Raw genomic sequence first — 24249 nt, 5'->3', positions numbered from 1 at the left:
GTTAGGCCATCGAATGTTTCCAAGCAACCGAGTTAGATTGATGAATCATCGCGTCGTCCTTTTTTCAGCCGCCACGCTCCTATTCCTCGCCATCGACCTATTCGCTTCAGTAGGCCACTCGCAAACTTCGACAACGTCCGCACCGACGGCGTCCGACACAACAGCGGCGCCGATCAGTCGCACGCCGTCAGCGGTAAACGAAGACAGCATTCCAGAATCGCTCCAAGGTGACTTCCGAATTCGTGACATTGCCGCTGCCACCGACTGGGCGGACCGCTTGAATCTTGCGGATTGGCTAGGCCCGCTCGCTCCGCTTGCGTTGTCACCGTTCTTCGGCGTTGCCTGTCTATCCGGGCTCGCTTTATGGGGCCCCGAAGCGATCACGGACAATGCGTTATTGGGTGCCGCCGGTCCGCTACGCAACGTTCCGCTGTTTATTATTTTCGCGGTCCTCGCATTACTAACCAGCTTGCCGAGGCTTTCCAAGGTCAGCAAACCGTTTGCCCAAGCGATGGACCGTGTCGAAGCTTACGCCGTTGTCGTCATTTTGCTCGCGATCAAGATCAGCTCGTCGTATAGCGGTGACGCAGGCCTTGATGCCGACTCGGTCGCGATGATGCAATCGTCACCCATTGTGATCGAAGCAGGAATCGTAAGCTTCACGGTCGAAACGTTGCTAATGATTGCGATGACGATCAACTTGTTGGTGATCAACAGCGTCAAGTTCTTCTTTGAATTCCTCGTTTGGTTAACACCGTTTCCTACGGTGGACGCCATGTTTGAATTGGGTAACAAGGCGACCTGCAGCGTGCTGATGGCGATCTACGCATTCAGCCCTATGCTGGCGACGGTGATCAATTTGCTAGTCCTGCTGTTCGCCCTGATTATCTTCCGCTGGACCGCTCGGCGGGTAAAGTTCTATCGCACGATGTTGCTCGATCCAGTTTTAGCTTTAGTGTGGCGTGCCTACGGTTTGCCTAGCCAAAAGGGATTGATCGTATTCCCTCAAGACGACATCGGACCTTTCCCAGCCAAGAGTTGTTTGCGACTAGTACGCAACCAAAACGACCAACCGGGTTGGAGCCTCAAAGCGGCATCGTCATGGTCGCCCCTATCATGGATGCCAGTCGTGGGCGGTGGAGCGCAGCGGCAGGTCACGTTATGCGAGAAAACGCCACCACGCCTCACGCAAGGCTGGCTCATCCACACGCTAACGGTGAAATTAGCTGACGCGGAACCAGGCGACGAAACCAGTTGGACACTCAAAACCAGCCGCCGCCACGACCGACATTTCGCCGTCCTGGGACAAACCCTCGCTGTCGAAGTGATCGAAGAAACCACCGGCGAAGGCGTGCTCAAAACCGAGTTCGCGTAAGCGGGCTCAGGATGCACTGAGCATTCCCCCCTAAACCTCTCCCGGCGAAGCGGGGAGAGGTCGAGCAGAGCCGTTCAGGCGAATGCGAGGGTGAGGGCTCGGCGCTGACATCCGGCACCCATTGAACAGCTCGCTAGAGACGCGCCCTCCCCCTCGCTTCGCTCGATCCCTCCCAGGGGAAGGGTTCCTTTCTGTTGAGTAATTTCACGCAGAAATCGCATCCAAACCTCTCCCGGCGAAGCGGGGAGAGGTCGAGCAAAGCCGTTCAGGCGAATGCGAGGGTGAGGGCTCAGCACTGATATCCAGCACCCATTGAACAGCTCGCTAGAGACGCGCCCTCCCCCTCGCTTCGCTCGACCCATCCCAGGGGAAGGGTTTCTTTCTGTTGAGTAATTTCACGTAGAAATCGCATCCAAACCTCTCCCGGCGAAGCGGGGAGAGGTCGAGCAGAGCCGTTCAGGCGAATGCGAGGGTGAGGGCTCAGCACTGATATCCAGCACCCATTTTACAGCTCACTAGAGACGCCCCCCTGCCCCTGAGAGGGGATCGTCATGCAGAGCATTCAAGCATGATCACGCGGCGGCACCCCGGCCAATCTCAGCCGCCACCCACCAAGGTCACGACCTCGATCCGATCACCGTCCTTTACAATGACGCGACCGTGATCCTCCTTCGCCACAACTTCCTCATTGACTTCGACGGCCAAGTAATTTTTCGGAACCTCAACGGTTTGCAACAGCTCTTCGACTGACATCGAACGCTCGATCTCAACCGGCGATCCGTTCACTGTGATACCGAGCATTTTAAGGTTCCGCTTTCTTGATTACTGAGCTTCTTTGTCGAACGCGCCGTCGAATGCAACGTTGCTGGGCGAAAAGTCGAGCTTCTTGGTAAACGCACAAGCTTCGCGTGCACCGAACGTTCGCTCCATACCGCAATCTTCCCATTCGATCGACAACGGACCTTGGTAGTTGATGCGGTTCAGTTCACGAATGATCTCTTCAAAGTTCACACCCCCACGCCCCGGACTGCGGAAGTCCCAACCGCGACGAGCGTCACCGAAGTTCAAGTGGCTGCAATTGATACCGCTTTGACCATCCAACGTCACGATCGCGTCCTTGATGTGGACGTGGTAAATGCGTTCGGGGAACGCACGGATGAACTGCACTGGGTCGATACCTTGCCAAATCAAGTGGCTGGGGTCGAAGTTAAAACCGAACTCGGGGCGATGATCGATCGCTTCCAAGGCACGTTGAGCAGTATGAATATCAAATGCGATTTCAGTCGGGTGAACTTCCAAAGCGAAACGAACACCACACTGGCCGAACACATCCAAAATCGGATTGAAGCGTTCTGCAAACAGATCAAAGCCATCTTCGATCATTTGCGGCGGAACCGGTGGGAACGAATACAGCAGATGCCAGATGCTGCTTCCAGTGAATCCGTTGACCGTATCAACCCCAAACTTCTGAGCCGCGCGAGCGGTGTTCATCAATTCTTCGCTGGCTCGTTCGTTGACGCCGGCCGGATCGCCATCGCCCCAAACGTGGTCCGGCAGGATTGCCTTGTGTCGCTCATCGATGTTGTCCAGAACCGCCTGTCCGACTAAGTGGGCACTGATCGAAAAAGCGGACAGATTGTGCTTTTGCAGCAGAGCATGTTTCTTGTCGCAATAGTCGTCTTCGGCCAGAGCACGGTCGACTTCAAAGTGATCGCCCCAACATGCCAGTTCAATGCCGTCATACCCAAAGTCTTCGAGCATGGCAGCCAGCTCTTCGATCGGCAAATCAGCCCATTGACCAGTAAACATTGTGACGGGACGCGGCATGGAAAAGTCCTGTAAAAAACGGGGATATAGGCTAGGTCGCGCGAGCACCCCACGCGTTCAAACTCGCCAGACGCGAGACAACGCAGAGGATTGCTCTAATTCTGAACCGATAAGATACCGAAGTCGGGTTCGGGAAGACACACCCCTGTGGAAGACCGGGGCGGTCAGGGGGAAAGGGCCACAGGGCCACAGGACCACAGGACCACAGGACCACAGGGATGCAGGGATGCCCAACTTTTCGCTACTGCGGAGTGGTTTGGCTTAGCCACATCCAGAAGCGGTGGGCTAGGCTGCGTTTGTCTTGCAGTGCGAGGTGGCCGACTTCGCCGCAGCGGACCAAGTCCGATTGACCTGGGGCCAATGGCACTACCGCTTCAAAACGCGGGGCAAGGAATTCCACACCTGGACCGTTGCGAGAATCACCGCTACGGGGGTCATTGCGAGTAGGAGCAACCGGCACGGGGCCACCCGCGGTTGCGGCGAGGGCCGGGTGGGGAACGTTCAGCGATGCCCGAGGACGCATTGGCTTTGGAATCACGTCGACCCACTGCCCGCCGCGGAAGCAAACTCGCAACACATGCCCACGCTGCACCGCTTCGTTGTATGCATCCATCTCCGCGTCACCGATCGACAACAACAGTTCTTTGCGGTTCCGATTTCCGATCTGAACCAGTTCCGCACCGTGGGTCACGTATCGTCCGTCCATCTCCTCCAGATGGTTCGTCAAGATCTCGCCGTCGGCGGTCGCTTTCACTTTCATCGCCGCAACCTGTTCATCCAGCTCGGCTAACTTCCGCTTCAAACTTTCCGTCCGACGGACCGATCCGTCAGCCATTCCAAGAGCCTGCGAGTGCTCGTGACGCTGCCACTGAATCGCCTCGGACTCCAACTCCAAACCAATCTCGTCGCGTGTGACTTCCAATTCGGCGTTCTCAATCTCCAGAATCACCTCGCCCATACGCACGTTTTGCCCCGAACTGAAATAGACGCGGTTGATGAATCCGCTGGCGGGAGCCCGCAACACCTGGTCGTTTGAAAAACGCGATACCAGCGGAACCTCCACGATCAAGGGCGAAGGCAACGTGATGAAGAACTGCAGCACGGCGGCAACCGTTAAGACCGACCACAATACTCGACGGCGGTGGGAACCAACCGAAAACTGCTCGCTCTCTTCCTGATAAGTCCAAAGCTTGTGACACCAGCGAACCGACGGCACCACTGTCCATAAAAACAACGCACAAGCAGCCACCAACAAACCGACAGGGCCGGCCCACATCGATACAACGACGACTAAACCAGTCATCCACACAAACTGAAACGCTACGGATGCAAAGGCGTGCACCAAAGCAAACGTTCGCCGCCATCCGGTAAGGTGTGTCTTGGGTCCGACCATACGGAAGAGGCGACGCTCGATCGCACCTCCCAGCAAACGTCGTCCCTGTTCACGCAGGTTGGGGATGTCTACCAAGTCCGAAACGACGTAATAGCCGTCCAAACGCAGCAACGGGTTGGCGTTGACCAACAACGTTGCTGGCCCGGCTAGGAAGAACACCTGCGCAGCTACGTGAGCGACAAGCCCGTCTGGCATCCACCACCAAACCCAAACGCTTATCGAAGCACAAATCAATTCGAAATACACACCGCCCATTGCGATTGAAACACGCGCACTTCGACTGGGCAACTTCCACGCGTCGGTCACATCGACGTAAGCGATCGGTGCGAACATAAAGAATGTCACACCCGCCTTGCCCACGCGTATATCATGCAACTTCGCGGTGCATGCGTGACCGAACTCGTGGATGACCTTCAGGACAACCCAGACCACGAGCATCAACAAACCCAGCTTCGAATTGAAGATTCGCATCAACTCGTCCGCCAAAGCGGCATGATGATAGGAGGCAAACAAAAGCGACACAGCGACAAACACGCTTGTTGCTATCATGCCTCCACCACTCAAGACCGGCCGCACGGCAGGTAGAATCTTCGCCGCCCAAGGATTGGCGACCACCAACGGCAGACGCATGCTGATCGCATAGCCGCACCACTTCATGACCGTCGGCAAAAACTTCGCGGAAGCAGCCACGAGTAAGGAAATGACGATGGTTGCTGTCGCCGCAAATTGCGATGCGAATCCTCTCGCAGCACTTAGAATATCAACTCGAGCGGTTGCGACCTGGCGAGCCGGATCTTCGCCGCTCGCGGTGTCAGGCTCTTTGGCGGCTTCAGCCATCGCAGTCAAGTCATCGTTGCTATCGCAAACGTCGACATCCACTTCAGCTTGCGGTTCCTCGTAAGCATCTAACGTGTCAACCGTCTCCAAAAACGCCGAATCATCCGACGTTTCGAACGACTCGAGCTCTTCCGCCAATTCGGTCATTTCAGCGGCAGCATCCGCGGCGGTTCCTGGCTCAGGACTAACCGGTTGATCTGCCGTAGGCGCAGCGACCGTGATGGCCAGCTTTTGAGCCACCAACATGGCGACGAACTCAGCCACATCTTTCGGCGTCCATTCCAGTCCAGCCTCTTCCGCACCTTCGACCAGCTCGGCTATGCCACGTTGCCCGTCTAATAGCTGAGCAACGTAATGCTCGGCGGCACCGAACTGGAAATGCTGACCGGTTCCGGCATGCACGCACCGCACGACGGTCGCACCCGCCACTTCACAACTGGTGAACGTGACGTCGGGGTCGATGGACACCAAAGGCGTATTGGGCGCCGATGGCGGCTCTTCGGATATGGCATCCGATAACGCGTCGGATACTACAGCGTTAGGCGTCTCTGATTCAACGGCTGGAATGTTCGATTCCGAACGAGGAAGTTGCAAAGACCATGGATTCGGATCCGCTTCACGAACTAGCTCAGCGTCATCCACTGCTCGGCCGGCGTTTTCACCATCCAGCACGGACCATCCGTTACCAGATGCAACAGCACTTGGCACCGATCCCTGTGGCAGTATTACCTGCACCTCAGTTTCTAGCGGCCCTGTTTCTAGCGGCCCTGTTTCCTGGGGCCCTTTCCCACTTTGATTCACCATCCGATTAACCACCCCATTCGCCGGACTGGCAATCGAATCCATTTCCACACCCATGGTCTTTTTGGCCCCAAGACAACCGCTTCGCCACGCATCCCGACTCGCAATTGACTCACGGCCAGTTGAACTTGCGGATCAACATCGCGAACGTCCTCGGTCAATTCAGGCTGACCTTCGCTAGTCGAGATCACGCTTCCAGCACCGACACCAATATTGCCGCCAACTCCCATCTCAAATATTGCAGGCTGTTTCGCCACCGGTTCCATAGCCTCCCCATCAGCCGTCGGCATAGGTGTCTTTGCGATAAAGACGTTCTCGTCATCCCGGATCGTAGCCGAGGGATAGACCGTAGAAACGCTACTGTTGAAAGTCGACCGGCCGACCGCTGGAAACCACAGTTGCACAGGAGTCCCTGAATCCACAAACCCGATTTCGACCTCAGGAATCTCTAGCTCGATTTCCACGCTGTCGTGTGGTGCGATCTCCAATAGCGTTTGCCCCACCTCTAACGGTGTTCCCAGCGAGTGCTGCAGATCACCTTGGATTACGATTCCATCAATTGGACTCACAACGACCAGTTTGTCCAAACGATCAACAATCAATTCACGCCGACGGGTGAGTGTTTGACGACGCAGGCCAGCGAGTTGGGCTTCCGCAATTTCGCCTCCTGCTAGAGCGATGTCTTCTTCCTTAGTTGCTTCTTCAATTTCGGCCGTCAACGATTCCAACTCGATTCGCAAGGGACGACCGTCCAGCTCCAACAACGCCTGACCCGCATTCACCGAATCGCCCGGGCGAACAAGAGCATGCAATAGTGTGGCGTCAATCGGGGACGCGACACGCCGAGCATCCATCGCCGTGACGGTTGCGGATGCATCCACTCGATAAGCAACCGGAATGCAAGACAACATGGCAATTGTCAGCACAGCGATCCCTAGCGAAGCTCGATGTGACCACCATCGCATGGCGACGGCCCCGAAACGTCCTAGACGAGCGTTGGAAGGACGGCTGAAGAACACGTTGCCGGTCGTGGCCAATACCTCGGCTGGAATCATCCGCGAGAACCGTTCCAGTTCTTCACCGCTGGATTGCGGAGGACGGATCCAGATGCTGGCCCGCTGCGTTGGGCATAGTTCAGTACCAAGTTCCAAAACCAGGTTTGCAGATTCATAACGAATCGCTTTGGCTTGATCGTCGGCCTTTTCGAAACTACGCAACAACGATTGAAACACAGAGTTGTCTTCGCCCAGCCAACCCAATCGCGAATCGAGCACCTTATGCAGCACCGGTTGAGCATCCCGAACAGTGCCTTTCGATTCATTCGCTGCCTTGGCCGAGGTCGGTTCCGCGAGAGGCTGTTGCTCCGCTACTCTTATGGGTTTCGCCGAGTTTTGCGTGCCGGACTTGCGATCGTCTGCAGTCGGCTTGGACCATCCAAAACGCACGATGTGGTCAGGCAACATCGTTGTGAAATGCTCAACGATTTGCTCCGCTGCCGCTGTCCGATCGACGGCCGCCGCGATACTGGATAGCAACGGATGCCACAATATCGCAAACTGCTTCGCATCCATTGCGTTGATACCCGATGTCCTCACAGCATCCGTCGTAGGCTCATCGAGCGCGGCCGCGGCCGCCTGAGTCGCAGCCGCCAAGCGTTCCGCCGCATTAACCATTCCCGGATCGCTAGCACTTGCCCCAACCGCCTTTGAACCAGCATCGCGTGAGCTCGCAGCATCTAGCATCGACGCGGTTGCATCCGCATGTGCGCGAGCGTCCAGCGTCCCCTTCGAGGAAGCGGATGATGTCGAGAGATCGGTGATGCTGGAATCCTGGGTCATGATATTGGCTTATCGTTCAACTGATTGACTAGCGATGCGAAGAGGTCGAACGTCGGGTGATCTGTTGGATAGGCGAGACACGCATGGAACAGCGATCGCCTGGGTGCAAGTTCCCATTTGGATTTTCGATGCGTACCTGAACCTGGACCGTTCCGCTCTCGCCATTGATCGCCGGCGCGATCGAATCAATCACCGCGTTAACCGTTTGGCGAGCAGCCCGGAAATAGACCTGCGTGGCCATCCCAGGCTTCATTGCAAACGACTTCGTTGCTGGCACATTAAACACGCCGATCAATGTATCGACACGAATCAGACGCATGAGCGTTGCGCGGCTAGGTGTCACGGACGCACCGGTATCAAGACTCTTCTCGGCGACTACCGCATCAAACGGAGCACGAAGCTGGCGGCTATCGACCTGAAGTTCCAGACGTTTCACTTCGATATCACGAAGCTTCTTTTGTTCTTCAGCAACCAAGACGCGAGCATCCGCGACGGCAAGTTCCATCTTGGCTCGGCGTAGTTCCTCATCGCCGGCCATGCGGTCGTTCAGTAGCTGATTCAATTGATCAACACGGTAAACCTGCAGCAACCGGCTTGCCTTGGCCGCTTCAACTTCGCCAACCATGTTTGCTTGCGCTTTGGCAACCGCCAACGCGGCCCGTTCAGAATCGTCTCGCAACTGGGCCAACAGTTCACCTTGACGCACACGCTGGCCAAGCTTGACCGGTACATTTACCAGCTCCCCAACCTCTTCGGTGCTGATATAAACGTCACTGATCGGTTGCGAGAAACCTTCGTAGCTGACGTTCACATCAGGCTCACTGGCGTGACTCGACGGATCCGCCGATGGGCTCGGCGTTGATTGAGCCATTGCTCGCGTCGAAACTAAAGTCCACGCCAAGCTTGAGGCCGTCAAACAAAGCGATAGGACAGATTTTCGGTTGAGGTTCATCATCACGGATCCCCTGTTGGGTCGTTAAGTGACCGGTCGATAACGGATTCGCCACTGGCGGATGCTTCGCTGGCGGGTATTTCAATTTCAAGCATTTCGGGCTGGCCAATCAGGCTTCGTCGAAATCCGGAGGCTTCACTCCAGTTCGGATCGAACCGGTTCGTTGACGGTTCCGTCCAATGCTCCAGCGGGTAGGCTTCTGGATCTTGCGGTGTCGTCGCAAGAATTTCCACTCGACTGGTGCTGTTGACGCGGGTGGGTTCGATGCCTTCTCGGATCAGGAAAGTCCCCATCGCTTGCTGCAATGTGACCAGTTCCATCAGGTAGTTCACCTGTGCCGAAACATAAGCTTGCTCAGCATCGGTGTGCCGTTTCTGGGTTTCAAGCAAGTCTTCCAACACCAACGCGGTAGGTCCGCCATCACCAGCCAGTGTTTCCCAGCGGCGTGTGGCGATTTCTTCTTCTCGGCGTGATGCCGCTAACGTCGCCGCCTTGCTTGCACGCAGTGCTGCACCCACGCGAACACGAATCACCGCGGATTCAATTTCGCGTCTCGCGACCAACAAAGCGGTTCGTAGTTCTTCACTGCGTTGCTGGTAACGGTAGCGTGCTTCGCGATGCCGACTTTTGGCCGAACGACGCCCCCAAGGCAGATTGTATGTCAATGCCGCAGTGATGCCTGGACCGCCTTCGCTGAACTGATCCACCAACGATTCGCCAATCGCGTTGCTTCCGTTCAAACCGGATAAGTATGCATCGATGACAGCATTTAGCCGCGGCATCAATTCATTCTTGGTCACGTTGACCTCCAAACCGGAGGCCGCCAATTGACGCGTCGCGGCCATGATATCGGCGCGGTACTCCAAACCACGCACAACGCAATCGCGGACATCAAAGTCCTCGTCGGGCAGATTCGGATCGGCCAATGGAATAAGTTCAATCCGATCGTCCATGGACATCAACGCTGGACTACCGACCAGCGATTTCAACTGAACCTGCAATCGCTCGACCTCAGCCTCTAGTTCCAACAATCGATCTTGGTCCGATGCCAAACGACGCGTCACCTTGATCTGCTGCAGCGGTCCGGAATCGTATGACACACGAGCGGCGACCAGTTTCCCAATCCGCTCGCCACGGGCGATCAAAGCCTTCTGTTGCACCAACTGGGCACGGCGTTCATACAATCGCCAAAACGTGTTCAACGTTTCGATCAGATGGCTTTCCAAATCCAACCGCAATTGCTGCCATGCGATATGACTGTCGATCGACGCCTGCGTTACCAAACGGGTGTTGTAAACTCGCCCGCTTGTCGCCATCAACGGTTGTGTGATGCTCAAGCTAAGCCGTGAATTGCCTTGGTGTGCCGGATCGAAGAATTGGCTATTGCTGGCCAACGTGCCAATCTCTTGACTTAGATCAACGATCGTGCCTAGCTGCGTAATCTTCCGTACGCCAGCGCTAGTGGTAAACGAATCCTGAATCAAACGCGGTGGCCCGCCGGTCGTCAACGTACTGCCGACGGGATCGTTCACTCGGCCCACACCGGTCTCCAGAAGCACCGCTGGATCAAAAGCAGCCTGCTGTTGAACAATCTTCTCATACGCGATCGAGGTCCGCCGGCTAATCGCACTGATCCGTGGGCTCGATTCCAACGTGTCCGTTAACAAGGTCGGCACGTCCACCTGCAGGAAGTGGGGTGAGTCCAATAGGTAGTCGGCTGCGTGAGTTTCCCACCACGGATGAACTCCATTTGTGACAGTGGATTGCTCCACGGGTGTGCTAGCAATCGGCTCGGCGGTTGATGGTTGCCCCCAACCAGAACCATTTTGCATCCCGATCGAGTGAGCAAACGCCTCGCCGCCGGTATTCGATACAGCCGTCTCGACCGGGACATTCGGCGCTTCGGATTGAGTATTTTGCGCTGAAACTTGACTCAAAAACGCGCTGAAGGCATCCGCGCGCCCAGCCGTTTCCTCCGCATACACCGTGCTGCACGGTCCTGATACCAAGATCAGACACACCATGCCGGTGAAAGCGGCCGCGATAACCGCCTCTAAGCCAACGTTCGGCCGAGGCATGCACCTATCGTCCACACGCGGCGAGGCGAGCTTCAGTAGGAAAAATCGGCGTGTGTAGTGGGGGATTAGCATCCCGACCTGTGATAGTGAGCTAGAGTTTCTGTTGCGCACCTCCCCCGGGGCATGAGGGAACGACCGAACCGCGCGATGACGCGCGTAGGTGCACAACTGTCTTTGTCGGACATATTCAGGTTCCGATTACAAGGACAGATCCGAATCCACCGATTGCACCCAAAATTCCGCTGAGCATTCGGAATTATCCAACTTGTCCCGCTAACCCTCACACTTCCCCCATTCAACGCCGCTTAGCAGCCGTCTCATGTACGTGTGAATAACTGTCGTTTAGGTCACTGAGGTAAAATATATGACCAAGCGAAACTTTCACTTCTTCAAGCTCGAAGACCGCGTCCTTCTCTCCGGTGAGGGGTTCGATGGAGGCGATATTGCCCCCGACGCTGAAACGATTGATGAGCTTCAAGCCGAAGTCGATGCGTTGCAGCTTGAGATCGACCAGATCGAAGCCGCCATGCTTTCGGCTGCCGGTGAAGCCACGCCGGAAACAGACCGTGAAACTGAAATCGCAGCCGAGCTGTACGACCCGGCTAGCGGTACGTCGGTACTGGATCCTTCAAAACCGATCGAGGTCATCTTCGTTGATGAAGGCGTCGCCGATAGTGAGACACTGATCGACAACCTGCGTGGTGGTGACAACGACACCCAATGGTGGATCGTTCGACTTTCCAAAGATCAAAATGGTATCGACCAGATCACCCAAGCGTTGGCGAACCTATCGAGCGTCGATGCCATTCACCTGGTGTCCCACGGTGACGGTGACGGAATCCAGCTTGGTAACATCGAGCTGAACGGGGAAACCTCGCTGGAATACGCCGGCGACATTGCCTCATGGGGGCACTCTCTCGATAGCAATGCCGACTTGTTAATCTACGGTTGCGATCTTGCGAGCACGACCGAAGGTCAAGACTTGATCGAGATGCTCGCGTTGGTTTGCAATTGCGACGTCGCGGCCAGTGACGATGCGACCGGTCACGCAGACCTCGGTGGTGACTGGATCCTGGAATACTCCGTCGGTGACGTGACGACAGACGTTGCATTCGGATTCGCGGCGCAGGCATCGTGGTATGACACGCTGGCGACGATCACGGTAACGACCACCGACGACGAGAACGATGGAACCACGTCGAGCATCACCGCGCTCGAAGGAACTCCGGGTGGAACCGGTATTTCACTTCGCGAGGCGATCATTGCGGCCAACAATACAGCTGGCGCTGACACGATTGTTCTCGGAGCGGGCACCTACATCCTTGACATAGCGGGCCAATTCGAAAACGCATCTGCCACTGGCGATTTAGATGTTACGAGCCAGATCACAATCACTGGTAGCAGTCTTGGAACGACCATCCTCGATGCGTCATCACTCGGTGATCGAATTTTCTACGTAACGAACGCAGGAAATCTAACGATCAGCGACATGACGTTGACGGGCGCGTCAGCTGGTACCGAAGAAGGTGCGGCGGTCTACAACGAGGGCAATTTCACGGCTACCGATGTCGCCTTCACCGACAACACCGTCGGGAATGTCGGTGGCGGTGCGATCTATTCTCGAGGAACGACAACGCTCGATCACACCTCATTCGTTGGCAACACCAGTGGTGCGAATGGCGGTGCGATTCACGTTTACAACGGAACCACCACGATCACCAACTCGACGATCAGCGGCAACACCGCCGAATTCTACGGCGGTGGTATCTACGCCGAAAACGCAGGCAGCACACTCAATCTTGTACACTCGACCATCGCCAACAACACCGTCCTGAATGTCAATGGCTATGGTGGCGGTGTCTATGTTTCGTCTGCAACGGTCAATGCTGAAGCCTCCATTTTCGCTGACAACTCGTCCGATTTGGGGGGCAGCGACATTCACGGTGCCATAGTCAGCGGCGGCTACAACATCATCGAACACAACACAGGTGTCACAGGTACCGTTGGCACGGATATCCTCGGCAGCGATCCCGCGTTGGCTGCATTGAGTGTCGATGCCACATCGGGGCAATACGTCCACGCGATCGATAACAACAGCATTGCGTACAACGCAGCAATCTTGTCCTCGGCAACCGAAGATCAACGAAGCGTCGCACGAGACGGAACGCCGGACATTGGGGCTTATGAATATGTCGCGCCCCCTGAACTGCTTGCGCACTACAAATTTGATTCAGGATCGAGTGCGACCGACAGCAGCGGAAATAGTTTTGACGGCGTGCTCCAAGGTGACGCGTCGGTCGACACGACCAGTGGCACGAACCAAGTTGGTGACGGAAAGCTGACGCTCGATGGATCGGGCGACTACGTGGATCTATCGGCAAACGTCAGCAGTTTCTCGGCACTCACCGAAGGCACCGTCTCCGCGTGGGTCAAACTTTCCACGTCAGGATTCTCAACCATCTTTGACATCAGCGATGGAGCAACCGACAACTTCGCTTCGCTGTGGGTCGAAAATGGCAATCTGATTTGGGCCGTCAACGCGGGCGGTTCGTCTCTCATGCGTGCGACCTCTACCGCGACCATCAATGACGACACTTGGCACCATGTGGCCGTCACCACCAATGACAGCGGCACCAGCCTGTTCATCGATGGGGTCGAACTGACCGGTGGGGATGTGACCTATTCGCAAGGCGATGCCAGCACGACCGTGTTCTTCGACGATTTGGTAGGTGCGTCCTCGGTGAAGATCGGTGCGTTCGACATCGGTTCCGTCGGCGGTGAGTTCACTGGATTGATCGATGACGTGCGAGTGTACAACTACGCGGTTGACAACACGGACATGGGCGATCTCTATGCCTATCGTTCCGACACACCCACCGACCTGTCTGGGACAGTCACGAACGATGGCGGATTGAACATCAACGATGACGGTGGAAACGACGTCTATCTGTTGGCTGATGACGGGGGCTCGATTCTCGGCGGACTTGGTTCACTGAGCTATGAAGTTCAGTTCGAGAGTAATGATCCAGGTGGTGGTGTCCCGTTGTTGTCGTATGCGACCGGCGGAGGCAGCAACGAAGTCCTGTTGTACATTTCTACCGGCGGAGATCTGCTGCTAACAATCGGCAACTCATATGCCTTCTCGGATGCAATGGACTATCGAGACCTGCTTGACGGCGAAACTCATAGCCTTGGTTTCACCTGGGATGGGTCAACGGGCGAATGGGTTTTCTATGTCGACGGCGAGGTTGCCGACAGCCGTGCGCTCGCTGGAGATCCGCTGTTGCAACAGAGCCACGTGATCGCGAGCGGAGGTGAACTCGTCTTTGGTCAAGAACAAGACTCGGTGGAGGGAACTTTCCAAACCGATCAGGTATTCAGCGGCACGTTGTTCAACGCCCGAATTTTTGGTGATGTCCGTACCGACGCTGAGATGGCAGGCAGCTACCAAACCGAACTGCCGTTCGATGAGTCTGGGATGCTGGCCCAGTGGAACTTCAATGACCTATCGAGCGATGGTGTTATCACCGAATCGGTCAGTGGTAACAACTTGACGGTCAAGCACACCAGCGAAAGCGGATTCTCGGCGAGTGAAGCAGCACTCACATTTTCAATTGATGAAAACCCGCTCAACGGAAGCGTCGTCGGCAGTGTCTCCGGTCAGGACGCTGAGCGAGATTCAAGAATCGCCGCGTTGCTGGCTGCCAATCCCAATCTCACCTACAGCGCCGAGACCGGCAAGTTCTATGAGGTCGTCACCTCCGATACCGATTGGACCGTTGCACAGGCTAACTCGCTGGTGGCATCGCTGAACGGTGTTAATGGCCAACTAGCAACCGTCCGCAGCGCCGCCGAACAAGAAATCGTCGCCGATTTAACCTCCACCGCTGGGATCGAACTATGGCTCGGCGGTACAGATAGACTCAGCGAAGGTCAATGGTACTGGGAGCAATCGGGTAGCAGTACCGATCTGTTTTGGACGGGTGGTGTCGACGGTTACGCACCTGACGGCATGTACCAGAATTGGATTGATGGGGCTGAGCCTAACGACTTCGGCGGAAACCAGGAGTACCTGGTGATGCGTCCAGACGGCAACTGGGACGACGAAATCAATGATGGGGATGGCGTCAATGGCTACATCGTCGAATGGAATGCTGACGATGTTCTGGATACAACCGATGCCCTGACCTACGCGATCAATTCGCAAACAGTGGCCGGCGTTTTCACAATCGACAGCAGCACAGGCATAATCACAGTTGCCGACGGCTCGCTGCTGGATTACGAAACTAACGCGACGCACTCGTTGACGGTTCGTGTGACAGATGTCAACGCGAATACCTACGACGAAGTCTTCACCGTTTCATTAAATGATCTGGTCGAGTCCAACAGTCCGCCCTCCGATCTTTCCAGCGGTATCGAACTAAATACCGATGGTGGCAACGACAGTTATCTCTACATCACCGATGGTCGACCAGTCCTTGGCGGATTGACCGAATTGACACTCGAAGCATCGTTCCAGATTGACTCGGTGCCCAGCGGATCGATCCCGATCATTGACTACCAGGAAAACGGCATTGCAACCGAGTTTGGTGTAGCGATCAATCCCGATGGAACAATGGTTATTTCGGTTGCTGACGTATCCCATTCCACCTCAGGTATGTATTCGCAACTGCTTGATGGTGAACGACATCACATCGCCGTCGCGTGGGATAACACACAGGGTGCAGTTCAAGTCTTCATCGACGGAGAATACGTCGAGTCGCTTAGCGGAGTGGGCACGGGAGTTGCCTTGCACAATGCCAGCGCGACGCAATTAGTGCTTGGCCAAAATCCAGACGACGCAGGCGATTCCTATTCGGATGAAGCGTTTAGTGGAACCTTCTATGATGTCCGTGTGTGGAATGAAGTCCGCAGCGAAGCCGAGATCTCGCTCAACTATCAAAACAAGTTCGATAGCGGAAGTTTGCCCACTGGCCTGGTCGCCAATTGGCAAATGAATGGCTTCAACGGGTCCAGTGAAGCCGTCGATGTGGTCAGCGGAAACAATCTAATCATCGGGCATGCAACTGGCGCGGGCTTTGTTACCAGTACGCCGGTCGAAGACTTGCATATCGCCGAGAACGCCACCAATGGAACCAGCGTTGGCTACGTCGTTCCCAGTGATGCGGATACCCACAACGACATTGCGATCGACGGACTGTTCACCGAATCCGGTCAGACGTCTTATACCCAATACTCGACCGGGCAGACATTCGGCGGCTGGACAGTTGACTCGGGCGATGTCGATCTGGAAGCAGGTACTCTCGCCAATAGTCCACTTGGAGGCTACGCGATCGACTTGGACGGCAGCGAACCCGGTGCCATTAGCCAGATGTTGACCACGGAAGAAGGCCGCCAATATCAAGTCGTCTTCGCGATGAGCGGCAACTATTTCGGCAGTGAACAACAACAGGAGCTTCGGGTCAGCGCAGGCGGCGAATCGCAGGATTTTGTTCACGAGTCCTCATCGGATTGGTCCAGTTCCAATCTTCTTTGGGGCCCACGTTCGTTCACGTTCACAGCAGATTCAACCAGCACCGTTCTGCAGTTCGCTTCGCTTAGCGAATCAGGCGGAGCCGGGGCGCTGCTCGGCGATGTCCAAGTCATTGAGATCCCGGCCGCAGTCACGGCGACCCTGAACAACGATCCGACGCTGACGTATGACGCGGCGACGAACAAGTTCTATCGTTTCGTCGATTCAACGGAGAGCTTCACGGTTGCATTGGCGGCAGCAACCGGCTCAAACTTGAACGGCGTTTCCGGACAACTTGTCACGATCGATTCGGATTACGAAAACTCGTTGATTGCTCAATACGTCATCGACTCAGGCAATCAGGTTTGGCTCGGAGCTAGTGACGCAGGAACAGCCGGAACCTGGAATTGGCTGGACGGAAGCGTCGAATCAAGTGAGACTTTTTGGACCGGCGGGAATGGCGGCAGCAACGTCACCGGTGAATACGTCAGTCAAATGGGTCTGACGGATGGAATCAACGAAATCTTCCTCCGTTTGCAATCCGACGGCCGCTGGGCGGACGACACCAACTTTGCCAACCACGCCTACGTCGTCGAATGGGATGCCAGCGAAGTCCTATCGAATTTCACATTCACGTTGACCGACGACGCCGATGGCCGATTTGAAATCGATGCGAGCACCGGCGAGATCACAGTCGCCACAGGAGCGATGCTGGACTACGAAATCGCAGCCTCGCATGACATCCGTGTGCAGGTCACCGATGCGGCTGGCAATAGCTACACCGAAACGATGACCATCGCGGTTGATGATCAGAGCGATATCTTCCACGACCTAACCGACGGAAATGATGATGGCATCATTACTGGCACCGGCGGCGGGAACACGATCTATGGTGGCAACGCGGACGGTGTGGCGGACGGCGGAGCGGTCGTCAACGACACGATCAATGCAGGAAGCGGAAACGACGAGATCTATGGTGGTGATGGCGACGACGTGATCAACGCCGATGACACGACGGTCGCCGATATGTTGGCCGCGGATCCGTCGCTCGTTTACAACGAATCGACTGGCAAGTTCTACAAGCTTGTCTCTGGCACCACTGATTGGGACAGCACAAAGAAGCAGCCGAATCGTTCAGCGTGCTCGGGCAATCCGGTCGCCTAGTACAAATTGGCACCGCGGCCGAAAACGCCTACGTGCAATCGTTGGCCGGTGGAGCAACGATTTGGTTGGGTGCCAGCGACACGGGACACCAGGACGCTTTCGTATGGAACGATGGAACACCAATCAGTTACGAGAACTTCGTATCCGGTGATCCCAACGGCGCTCAGAATGAGGATGCTCTGATTCTGAACGCGGATGGCACCTGGAGCGACGCGTCCGAAGTGCTGTCTTATGCGTACGTGATCGAGATCCTTCCTGAACGCATGGACGACGTAATCACTGGTGGATCCGGTGACGATGTGATCGAGGGCGGGATCGGTCGCGACGTGGCCGTGTTCACCGGTCAAGCGTCTGACTACACCATCACCGACAACATGGACGGGACGTGGACGGTCACGGACAGCAACACGCCGCGTGATGGTAGCGACACGCTATCCGGCGTCGAACAGTTCCGCTTCAGCGATCAAACCTACGAAACCGCCAGCAGCAGCTTCAACTCGGCTCCCACCGATATTGAATTGGTCACGCCCGGCGACGACTTGATCGCCCAACCAATTGAGGACCTTCAGACCTACACCGGTTACAGCAGTATTTACAGCTCCGTCGTGCCCAAAGCCGACGGTGGTTACGTGTTGCTGTACACCAACTACGACTACAACTCGGGCTATGACATCATGGCCCAGCATTATGATGACGATGGCGTGGCGGTTGGCGAACCCGACATCATGAGCCGTCAAATTCTGACCTACAGCGATCTTGAATTTGATGTCGCCACGTTGGAAGACGGCACTCACGTCGTCACTTGGTACGACAACGCCTACGAGATCCGAGCACAGCGCTTTGACGCCAATTTCAACGAACTCGATGACGCTTTCACGGTCAACACAACCGGAACCTATTATCAGTATTACCCGGATGTCGCATCCACCGGTGATGGCGGGTTTGTGATCACGTGGCGTAGCCAAGTCGATGAAGACAGTGATGGCTATGCTGACTTCAGCGACGTGTTTGCACAGAAATACGATTCGACCGGTACCGCAGTCGGCGCGGAAATTCATGCGACCACACAAACAGATCACCAATACCAAACCGCAGTTGCTGGATTCGCGGATGGCAGCTTTCTGTTGACATGGCGAAGCGACAACACCGCCGATGATGGGTCGGGATCGGCGATCATGGGCCGGTTCTACAATACCGATGGCACGGCCAACGGAGCAGAATTCCTGGTCAACACAACCACCAGCGGCACGCAGCATCGCGCTGAAATGGTTCAACTGGACGCCGACAGTGTGCTGGTGACCTACGAGTCTTCGGACGGCAGTAGCTACGGCGTCCAGGGGAAAATCTACAACGTCAACGGGACTCTTGAAAAAGACGAGTTCCTCCTTAACGTTACCACTACAAGCAATCAGTTCCACCACCAAGTCATTTCGCTCGACGACGCTGGGTTCCTCGTTGCCTATGTATCCGATGACTCGGGAACGAACGGACGGATTCTGGCTACCCGTTATGACAGCGCCGGCAATTTGGTCGGCAGCGAATTCGAGGTCAGTACAGAACAAGTCAACTACCAACAATTGCTGCCCAGCGTCGCCCAACTAGAAAACGGCGAGATCGTATTTGCTTGGGAAAAGACCAGCAACTACTCCGAGGCCACTGAAACCAACGACAAGGTTTTCCGACGACACTTTGATGTGGACGGAACCGCCCAGACCGCCATTCTGGAAACCGAGACGTTTGCGCAAGTCGGCAATCTGTACCCACATGTGACGGCACTTGCCGGTGGTGGTCACATCACGCTCTGGCACAACTACGGATTTGAAGCGACAGGCGGAACTTCGGCGGGAATCATTGCACAGATTTACGATGAAGCCGGTGACCCCGTCGGTGCGCAGTTTGTGCTTAACGTTGAAACAGTTAACAGCGAACTCTACCCGGCGGTGGAAGCCTTGCCGGGCGGCGGGTTTGTTGCCTCTTGGACCACGACCAATGATGGCAACAGCTATGGTGTGATGGTCGCTCGCTATGACAGTTCCGGCACGATGGTCGGAAGCGAACAACTGGTCAATACAGTTACCCACTCGGTTCAGCAGGTGCCGGACATCGCGGTGGCCGATGACGGCAGCTTTGTCGTTACCTACATGAGTGCGCAGTACGACAGCGTCGCGAACTCCTACGAGCAACTTCTCCAACGCTTCGACGCCTCCGGCAACAAGGTTGGCGTCGAGACGATGGTCAACCAGAATGTCTCGGGCGTTCAGTACTACGGCGAAGTGAGCTACGGCACCGATGGCAAGTTCCTGGTCGCTTGGGGCGACTCAACGGGAGACAGCAGCGGATGGGGCGTCAAGGCACGACTGTTCAACGCCGACGGCACGCCGGCCGATGATGAATTCCTGGTCAACACCAGCGAGCACAGTTCGCAACTTCATCCATCCGTTGTCACGCTTTCAGACGGCAAGTACGCCGTAGCATGGCAGAGCAGTGGCACGGATGGAAGTCGTTACGGTGTTTACGCGCAACTTTTAGATGCCGATGGCACACCGAGCGGAAGTGAATTCCTCGTCTCGCAGATCACAGCCGGGGACCAAGATTCGGTCAGCCTTCAATCGCTTAGCACCGGTGGGTTCGCAGCCACTTGGATCGGTAGCGGTGACGGCCAAAGCGCCGCCATTTGGGGCCGAACGTTCGATGCCACGGGAACCGCGACCAGCGATGAGTTCCGAGTCAGCGACACTTCCGATGGTTGGAATGTTTCGCCAAGTCTAACCGAACGTGCCGACGGCTCGCTGATCTTCGCATGGACCACGTATGACCGCGAATTGGGAAGCGTCGTCCAGCAACGGATTTACACTCAGGGCCTCGTCGATAGCACCGAAACCGGTGCGATCATCGGTAAGTTCACCACTACCGACCCGGACGCCGCCGATACGCACACCTACGAAATCGTCGCGTCGGACACGAATGATTTTGAAATCGTTGAAGGACACTTGAAAGTCAAAGCAGGTGCAGCGTTTGATGCTGAAAACGATCCGCCTCGTAGCGTGACGATCCGCACCACCGACAGCGTCGGCAATACGTTCGACAAAGTCTTTATCATCAATCCGCAGCCGACTAACTACGGGCCGACGGACTTGGCAATAGCAGCGAACTCGATAGGCGAAAATGCTGAAACCGGAACCGTCGTGGGGACCGTCACTGTCAGCGACCCCAACCCGGCTGACACTCACACGTTTGAACTCACCGATGATGCGGGCGGCGCGTTCCAGATCGACGCCAATACGGGTGTGATTTCGATTTTAGACAGCACGCTGCTTGACTATGAATCGGACGCAACGCCTGACTTGACCGTACGGGTCACCGACAGCGGTTCGCTCGTCTACAGCGAAACGTTCGCGATCAATTTGACGAACGAACTGGACGCCAATCAAATCGTTCCGGGACCGCAATCCGTCGCCGAAGACGAAGTGTTGACATTCAATGTTGCTAATGGCAACGCGGTTACGATCGGCGATGATGGAGTGGCCGACGATTGGTTCCAAGTTTCGCTTTCCGTCAACGATGGTGTATTGACGCTCTCGCAAACGACAGGGCTAACTTTTGTCGAAGGCAGCCAAGACAGCGGTTCGATGGTCGTCAACGGAACCGAGTCTGATATCAACGCAGCACTCGAAGGCATGACATTCACGCCGGATGCTAACTTCCATGGCGCCGTGACGTTGAACGTGACCACAGCGCTCGCCGTTGACCTCGAAGCGCATTACACCTTTACAGGCAGCAATGCCAACGACCAAAGCGCCGGAACTTCCTACGACGGAACGCTCAGCGGCAATGCAAAGATCGTCGTTGATGGGACTCGCGGCGAAGTACTCAGCCTGGACGGCACGGCTGACTATGTTGAAGTGGCGAGTCGATTTGGTCAGCCCGCTAACGTGACATTGGCTGCCTGGATCAACCTCGATAGCTTAGGCGCAAGCGGCTCCGACATCATCAACATTAGCAACAACCTTATTCTGCGAATCGACGATACAGACGGGCTCACCGCGCAGTTCTACAACGGATCGGCGTTCCGAAAAATTGTGAGCAACATTCATCTGGAAGGCACAGGATGGCGTCATGTTGCCTTCACGTTTGACGACGCCGGTAACCAACAAAGTCTGTATTTGGATGGAGCGATCGTAGCGTCAAATACCTTGAACGAGTCCATTAACCACGGCACACTTGACGTGACTCGTATCGGTGCCGACGACAACAATGCGAACTGGGACTTTGAAGGTCTGATCGACGATACTCGCATCTACACGCGAGCCCTTTCCTCCGATGAGATTTCGGCACTAGCGGCAGACGAAGCCGAAGCCACCGACACGGTCGCGATCACGGTCACTTCGATCAACGATGATCCTATCGCGGTCAACGATCGTTCGGGTTTAACATTCGACGGTGTCGATGATTACGTCAACATCGGAGACGATCTATCACTGGAAATCACCGGTTCAACGATGACGATGGAAGCGTGGGTCAATCCGGCAGCCTACAACGCAGGTCCGGGTTCGCTGGTGATGAACCGCGAAGGTGAATACGAAATCGGCATCAGCGAGACAGGCACGTTGCGCTGGGCCTTTGACAACACCGACCCAAACTGGGCATGGCACGATACAGGGTACGTCGTCCCGCTCAACGAGTGGTCTCATTTGGCAGTCAGCTATGACAACGGTGTTGTCAGTACGTACGTCAACGGAGTCTTGGTCGAAGTGTATGAAGGATCCGGATCTATCACGGACGCAAACGATCCGATGGACAACTTTATCATCGGTGGACGCGAGAACAATCCGACCGGCCAATATTTCAACGGTCAAATCGACGACGTACGCATCTGGGACGTTGCTCGGACCCAATCCGAAATCCTTTCAAACATCAATCAAGACCTAACACCACAAGCCGGCCTGCTAGGAAATTGGCAGTTCAATGAAACCAGCGGAACGATCGCGGCGGATTCCGGCGGAAGCAACGATGGCACCTTGGTCGACGGTGGTTCCGGTGCGGCTGGTCCTCAGTGGACGTTCTACTCCACTGACCAGGACACGGTTTTAAACATTGCGGCGGGAAGCGGAGTGCTTGCCAACGACGTTGATGGCGATGGCGACACGTTGACTGTAAGCGAAATCGAAGGTGTGCCAGCGAATGTAGGATCCGAATTCACGCTCGCCTCGGGCGCGCTGCTGACCGTTAACGCTGATGGCAGCTTTTCCTACGATGCAAACGGCGCGTTCGATTCGTTGGGCGAGGGCGAGACTGGCACTGATACGTTCAGCTACACCGTAACTGATGGAACGTCAACCGACACAGCGGACGTGACAATCACGATCGACGGAATTAATGATGCTCCGACGATGACGGGTGCCAACGTCTACTTCACGACCATCACGGAAGACGATGTTGCGAATACAGGACATTCCATCGCGGACCTTCTACTCACCGGAGGCGCGGACATCATGACCGATGCCGATGGCGATCCGGAGGGCATCGCGATCTACATCAACAATGAAGGTACAGGAACCTGGCAATACCAGCTTGATGGAACTTCGACATGGACAGATGTCGGCACGGTCAGCAGCACATCGGCTCTCTTGTTACGAAGTACTGACTCAGTAAGATTCTTACCCAATGGCGACGAAGGATCGCCGGCAAACTTCGGTTTTCGTGCCTGGGACCAGACAACAGGAACCGCAGGGGCGCATGCAAACCTGTCCTCAACAGGTGGTTCAACCGCTTTTAGCTCGTCAACCAAGTCGGCTATTATCACCGTCAGTGACGTCAACGATGCTCCGGTCATGGCACCCTATGCGCCGACCTACAACACCACCGAAGACGCTGGAGCATTTACTGCGAATGTTGCTGCACTACTAGGATCTAGCGTCAGCGATGTTGATCCTTCTGCGGTGGAAGGGATCGCCGTATACGGACAAACAGGCACGACCGGGACGCTGCAATACAGCATCAACGGCGGTAGTTCATGGCAGACGTTCAGTCCCCTCTCAGACTCCAATGCGACGCTATTGCGTGCCAACGATCTAGTCCGTTTCACACCCAATGGTGATACGGGCGGGACGATGACGCTGGACTATTACGCTTGGGATCAAACCAGCGGATCGGCCGGCACATCCGTCGACGTGACCACTCGCGGCGGTACGACGGCGTTCAGCTCGGTCGACGATACCGTGACAATCAACGTGACCGACATCAATGACGAACAAGTCGTCTCGACCAACGATGGCGCGACATTCGACGAAGGCTCGTCCAGCAATGTCATTTCACAGGCAATGCTGGAGACAACGGATGCCGACAATACCCCCGGCGAATTGACCTACACGATCACGGGAGCCCCCAGCTACGGCCAATTGATGATGGACGGGATGGTCGCCACCACGTTCACTCAAGCCGATATTAATTCTGGTCGGCTTTCCTACGACCA

At 55.7% G+C, this 24249-nt stretch carries 9 protein-coding genes (1 of these 9 only partly in view); 3 read left to right on the top strand and 6 right to left on the bottom strand.

What is annotated here, in order from left to right:
- Positions 1 to 40: 40 nt before the first annotated feature.
- A complete protein-coding gene (locus ACR3ZL_RS11640; RefSeq protein ID WP_486173474.1) occupies positions 41 to 1375 on the top strand; it encodes a hypothetical protein in 1335 nt (444 codons plus the stop codon).
- Positions 1376 to 1972: 597 nt separating this feature from the next.
- Here ACR3ZL_RS11640 and thiS read toward each other — a convergent pair.
- The 6 genes from thiS to ACR3ZL_RS11610 form a co-directional block, all read right to left on the bottom strand.
- Positions 1973 to 2176: a sulfur carrier protein ThiS gene (thiS, locus tag ACR3ZL_RS11635; protein ID WP_473652986.1), complete on the bottom strand. Its 204-nt coding sequence runs from the start codon at positions 2174 to 2176 to the stop codon at positions 1973 to 1975.
- 21 nt (positions 2177 to 2197) lie between these two features.
- Positions 2198 to 3202 (bottom strand): sugar phosphate isomerase/epimerase family protein, encoded by a 1005-nt coding sequence (locus ACR3ZL_RS11630; RefSeq protein WP_486173473.1) that lies wholly within the window; start codon positions 3200 to 3202, stop codon positions 2198 to 2200.
- A gap of 241 nt (positions 3203 to 3443) precedes the next feature.
- Positions 3444 to 6140, bottom strand: a complete 2697-nt coding sequence (locus ACR3ZL_RS11625) for a site-2 protease family protein (RefSeq protein ID WP_486173472.1) — start codon at positions 6138 to 6140, stop codon at positions 3444 to 3446.
- Positions 6141 to 6229: 89 nt separating this feature from the next.
- Positions 6230 to 8071 (bottom strand): efflux RND transporter periplasmic adaptor subunit, encoded by a 1842-nt coding sequence (locus ACR3ZL_RS11620; RefSeq protein ID WP_473652989.1) that lies wholly within the window; start codon positions 8069 to 8071, stop codon positions 6230 to 6232.
- Positions 8072 to 8099: 28 nt separating this feature from the next.
- Complete coding sequence (locus tag ACR3ZL_RS11615; protein WP_486173471.1) at positions 8100 to 9026, bottom strand: efflux RND transporter periplasmic adaptor subunit; 927 nt, start codon at positions 9024 to 9026, stop codon at positions 8100 to 8102.
- Positions 9026 to 11101 carry a TolC family protein gene (locus ACR3ZL_RS11610; RefSeq protein ID WP_473652991.1) on the bottom strand — a complete coding sequence of 692 codons (2076 nt, stop codon included), beginning with the start codon at positions 11099 to 11101 and terminating at the stop codon, positions 9026 to 9028. Before ACR3ZL_RS11610 ends, ACR3ZL_RS11615 begins: the two co-directional genes overlap by 1 nt.
- A gap of 364 nt (positions 11102 to 11465) precedes the next feature.
- On the opposite strand from ACR3ZL_RS11610, the gene ACR3ZL_RS11605 reads away from it, so the two are divergent.
- Positions 11466 to 17777, top strand: coding sequence for a DUF4347 domain-containing protein (locus ACR3ZL_RS11605; RefSeq protein WP_486173470.1), 6312 nt, complete (start codon positions 11466 to 11468; stop codon positions 17775 to 17777).
- Positions 17717 to 24249: the beginning of a LamG-like jellyroll fold domain-containing protein gene (locus tag ACR3ZL_RS11600; RefSeq protein ID WP_486173469.1), read on the top strand. Its footprint extends 15055 nt past the window's final position; 6533 of the gene's 21588 nt are visible here — the first part of the coding sequence; it begins with the start codon at positions 17717 to 17719; its stop codon lies off the right edge, out of view. Before ACR3ZL_RS11605 ends, ACR3ZL_RS11600 begins: the two co-directional genes overlap by 61 nt.

This window comes from Rhodopirellula sp. J20-39, from assembly GCF_057365095.1.
This window is presented reverse-complemented; position numbering and strand designations above follow the sequence as displayed.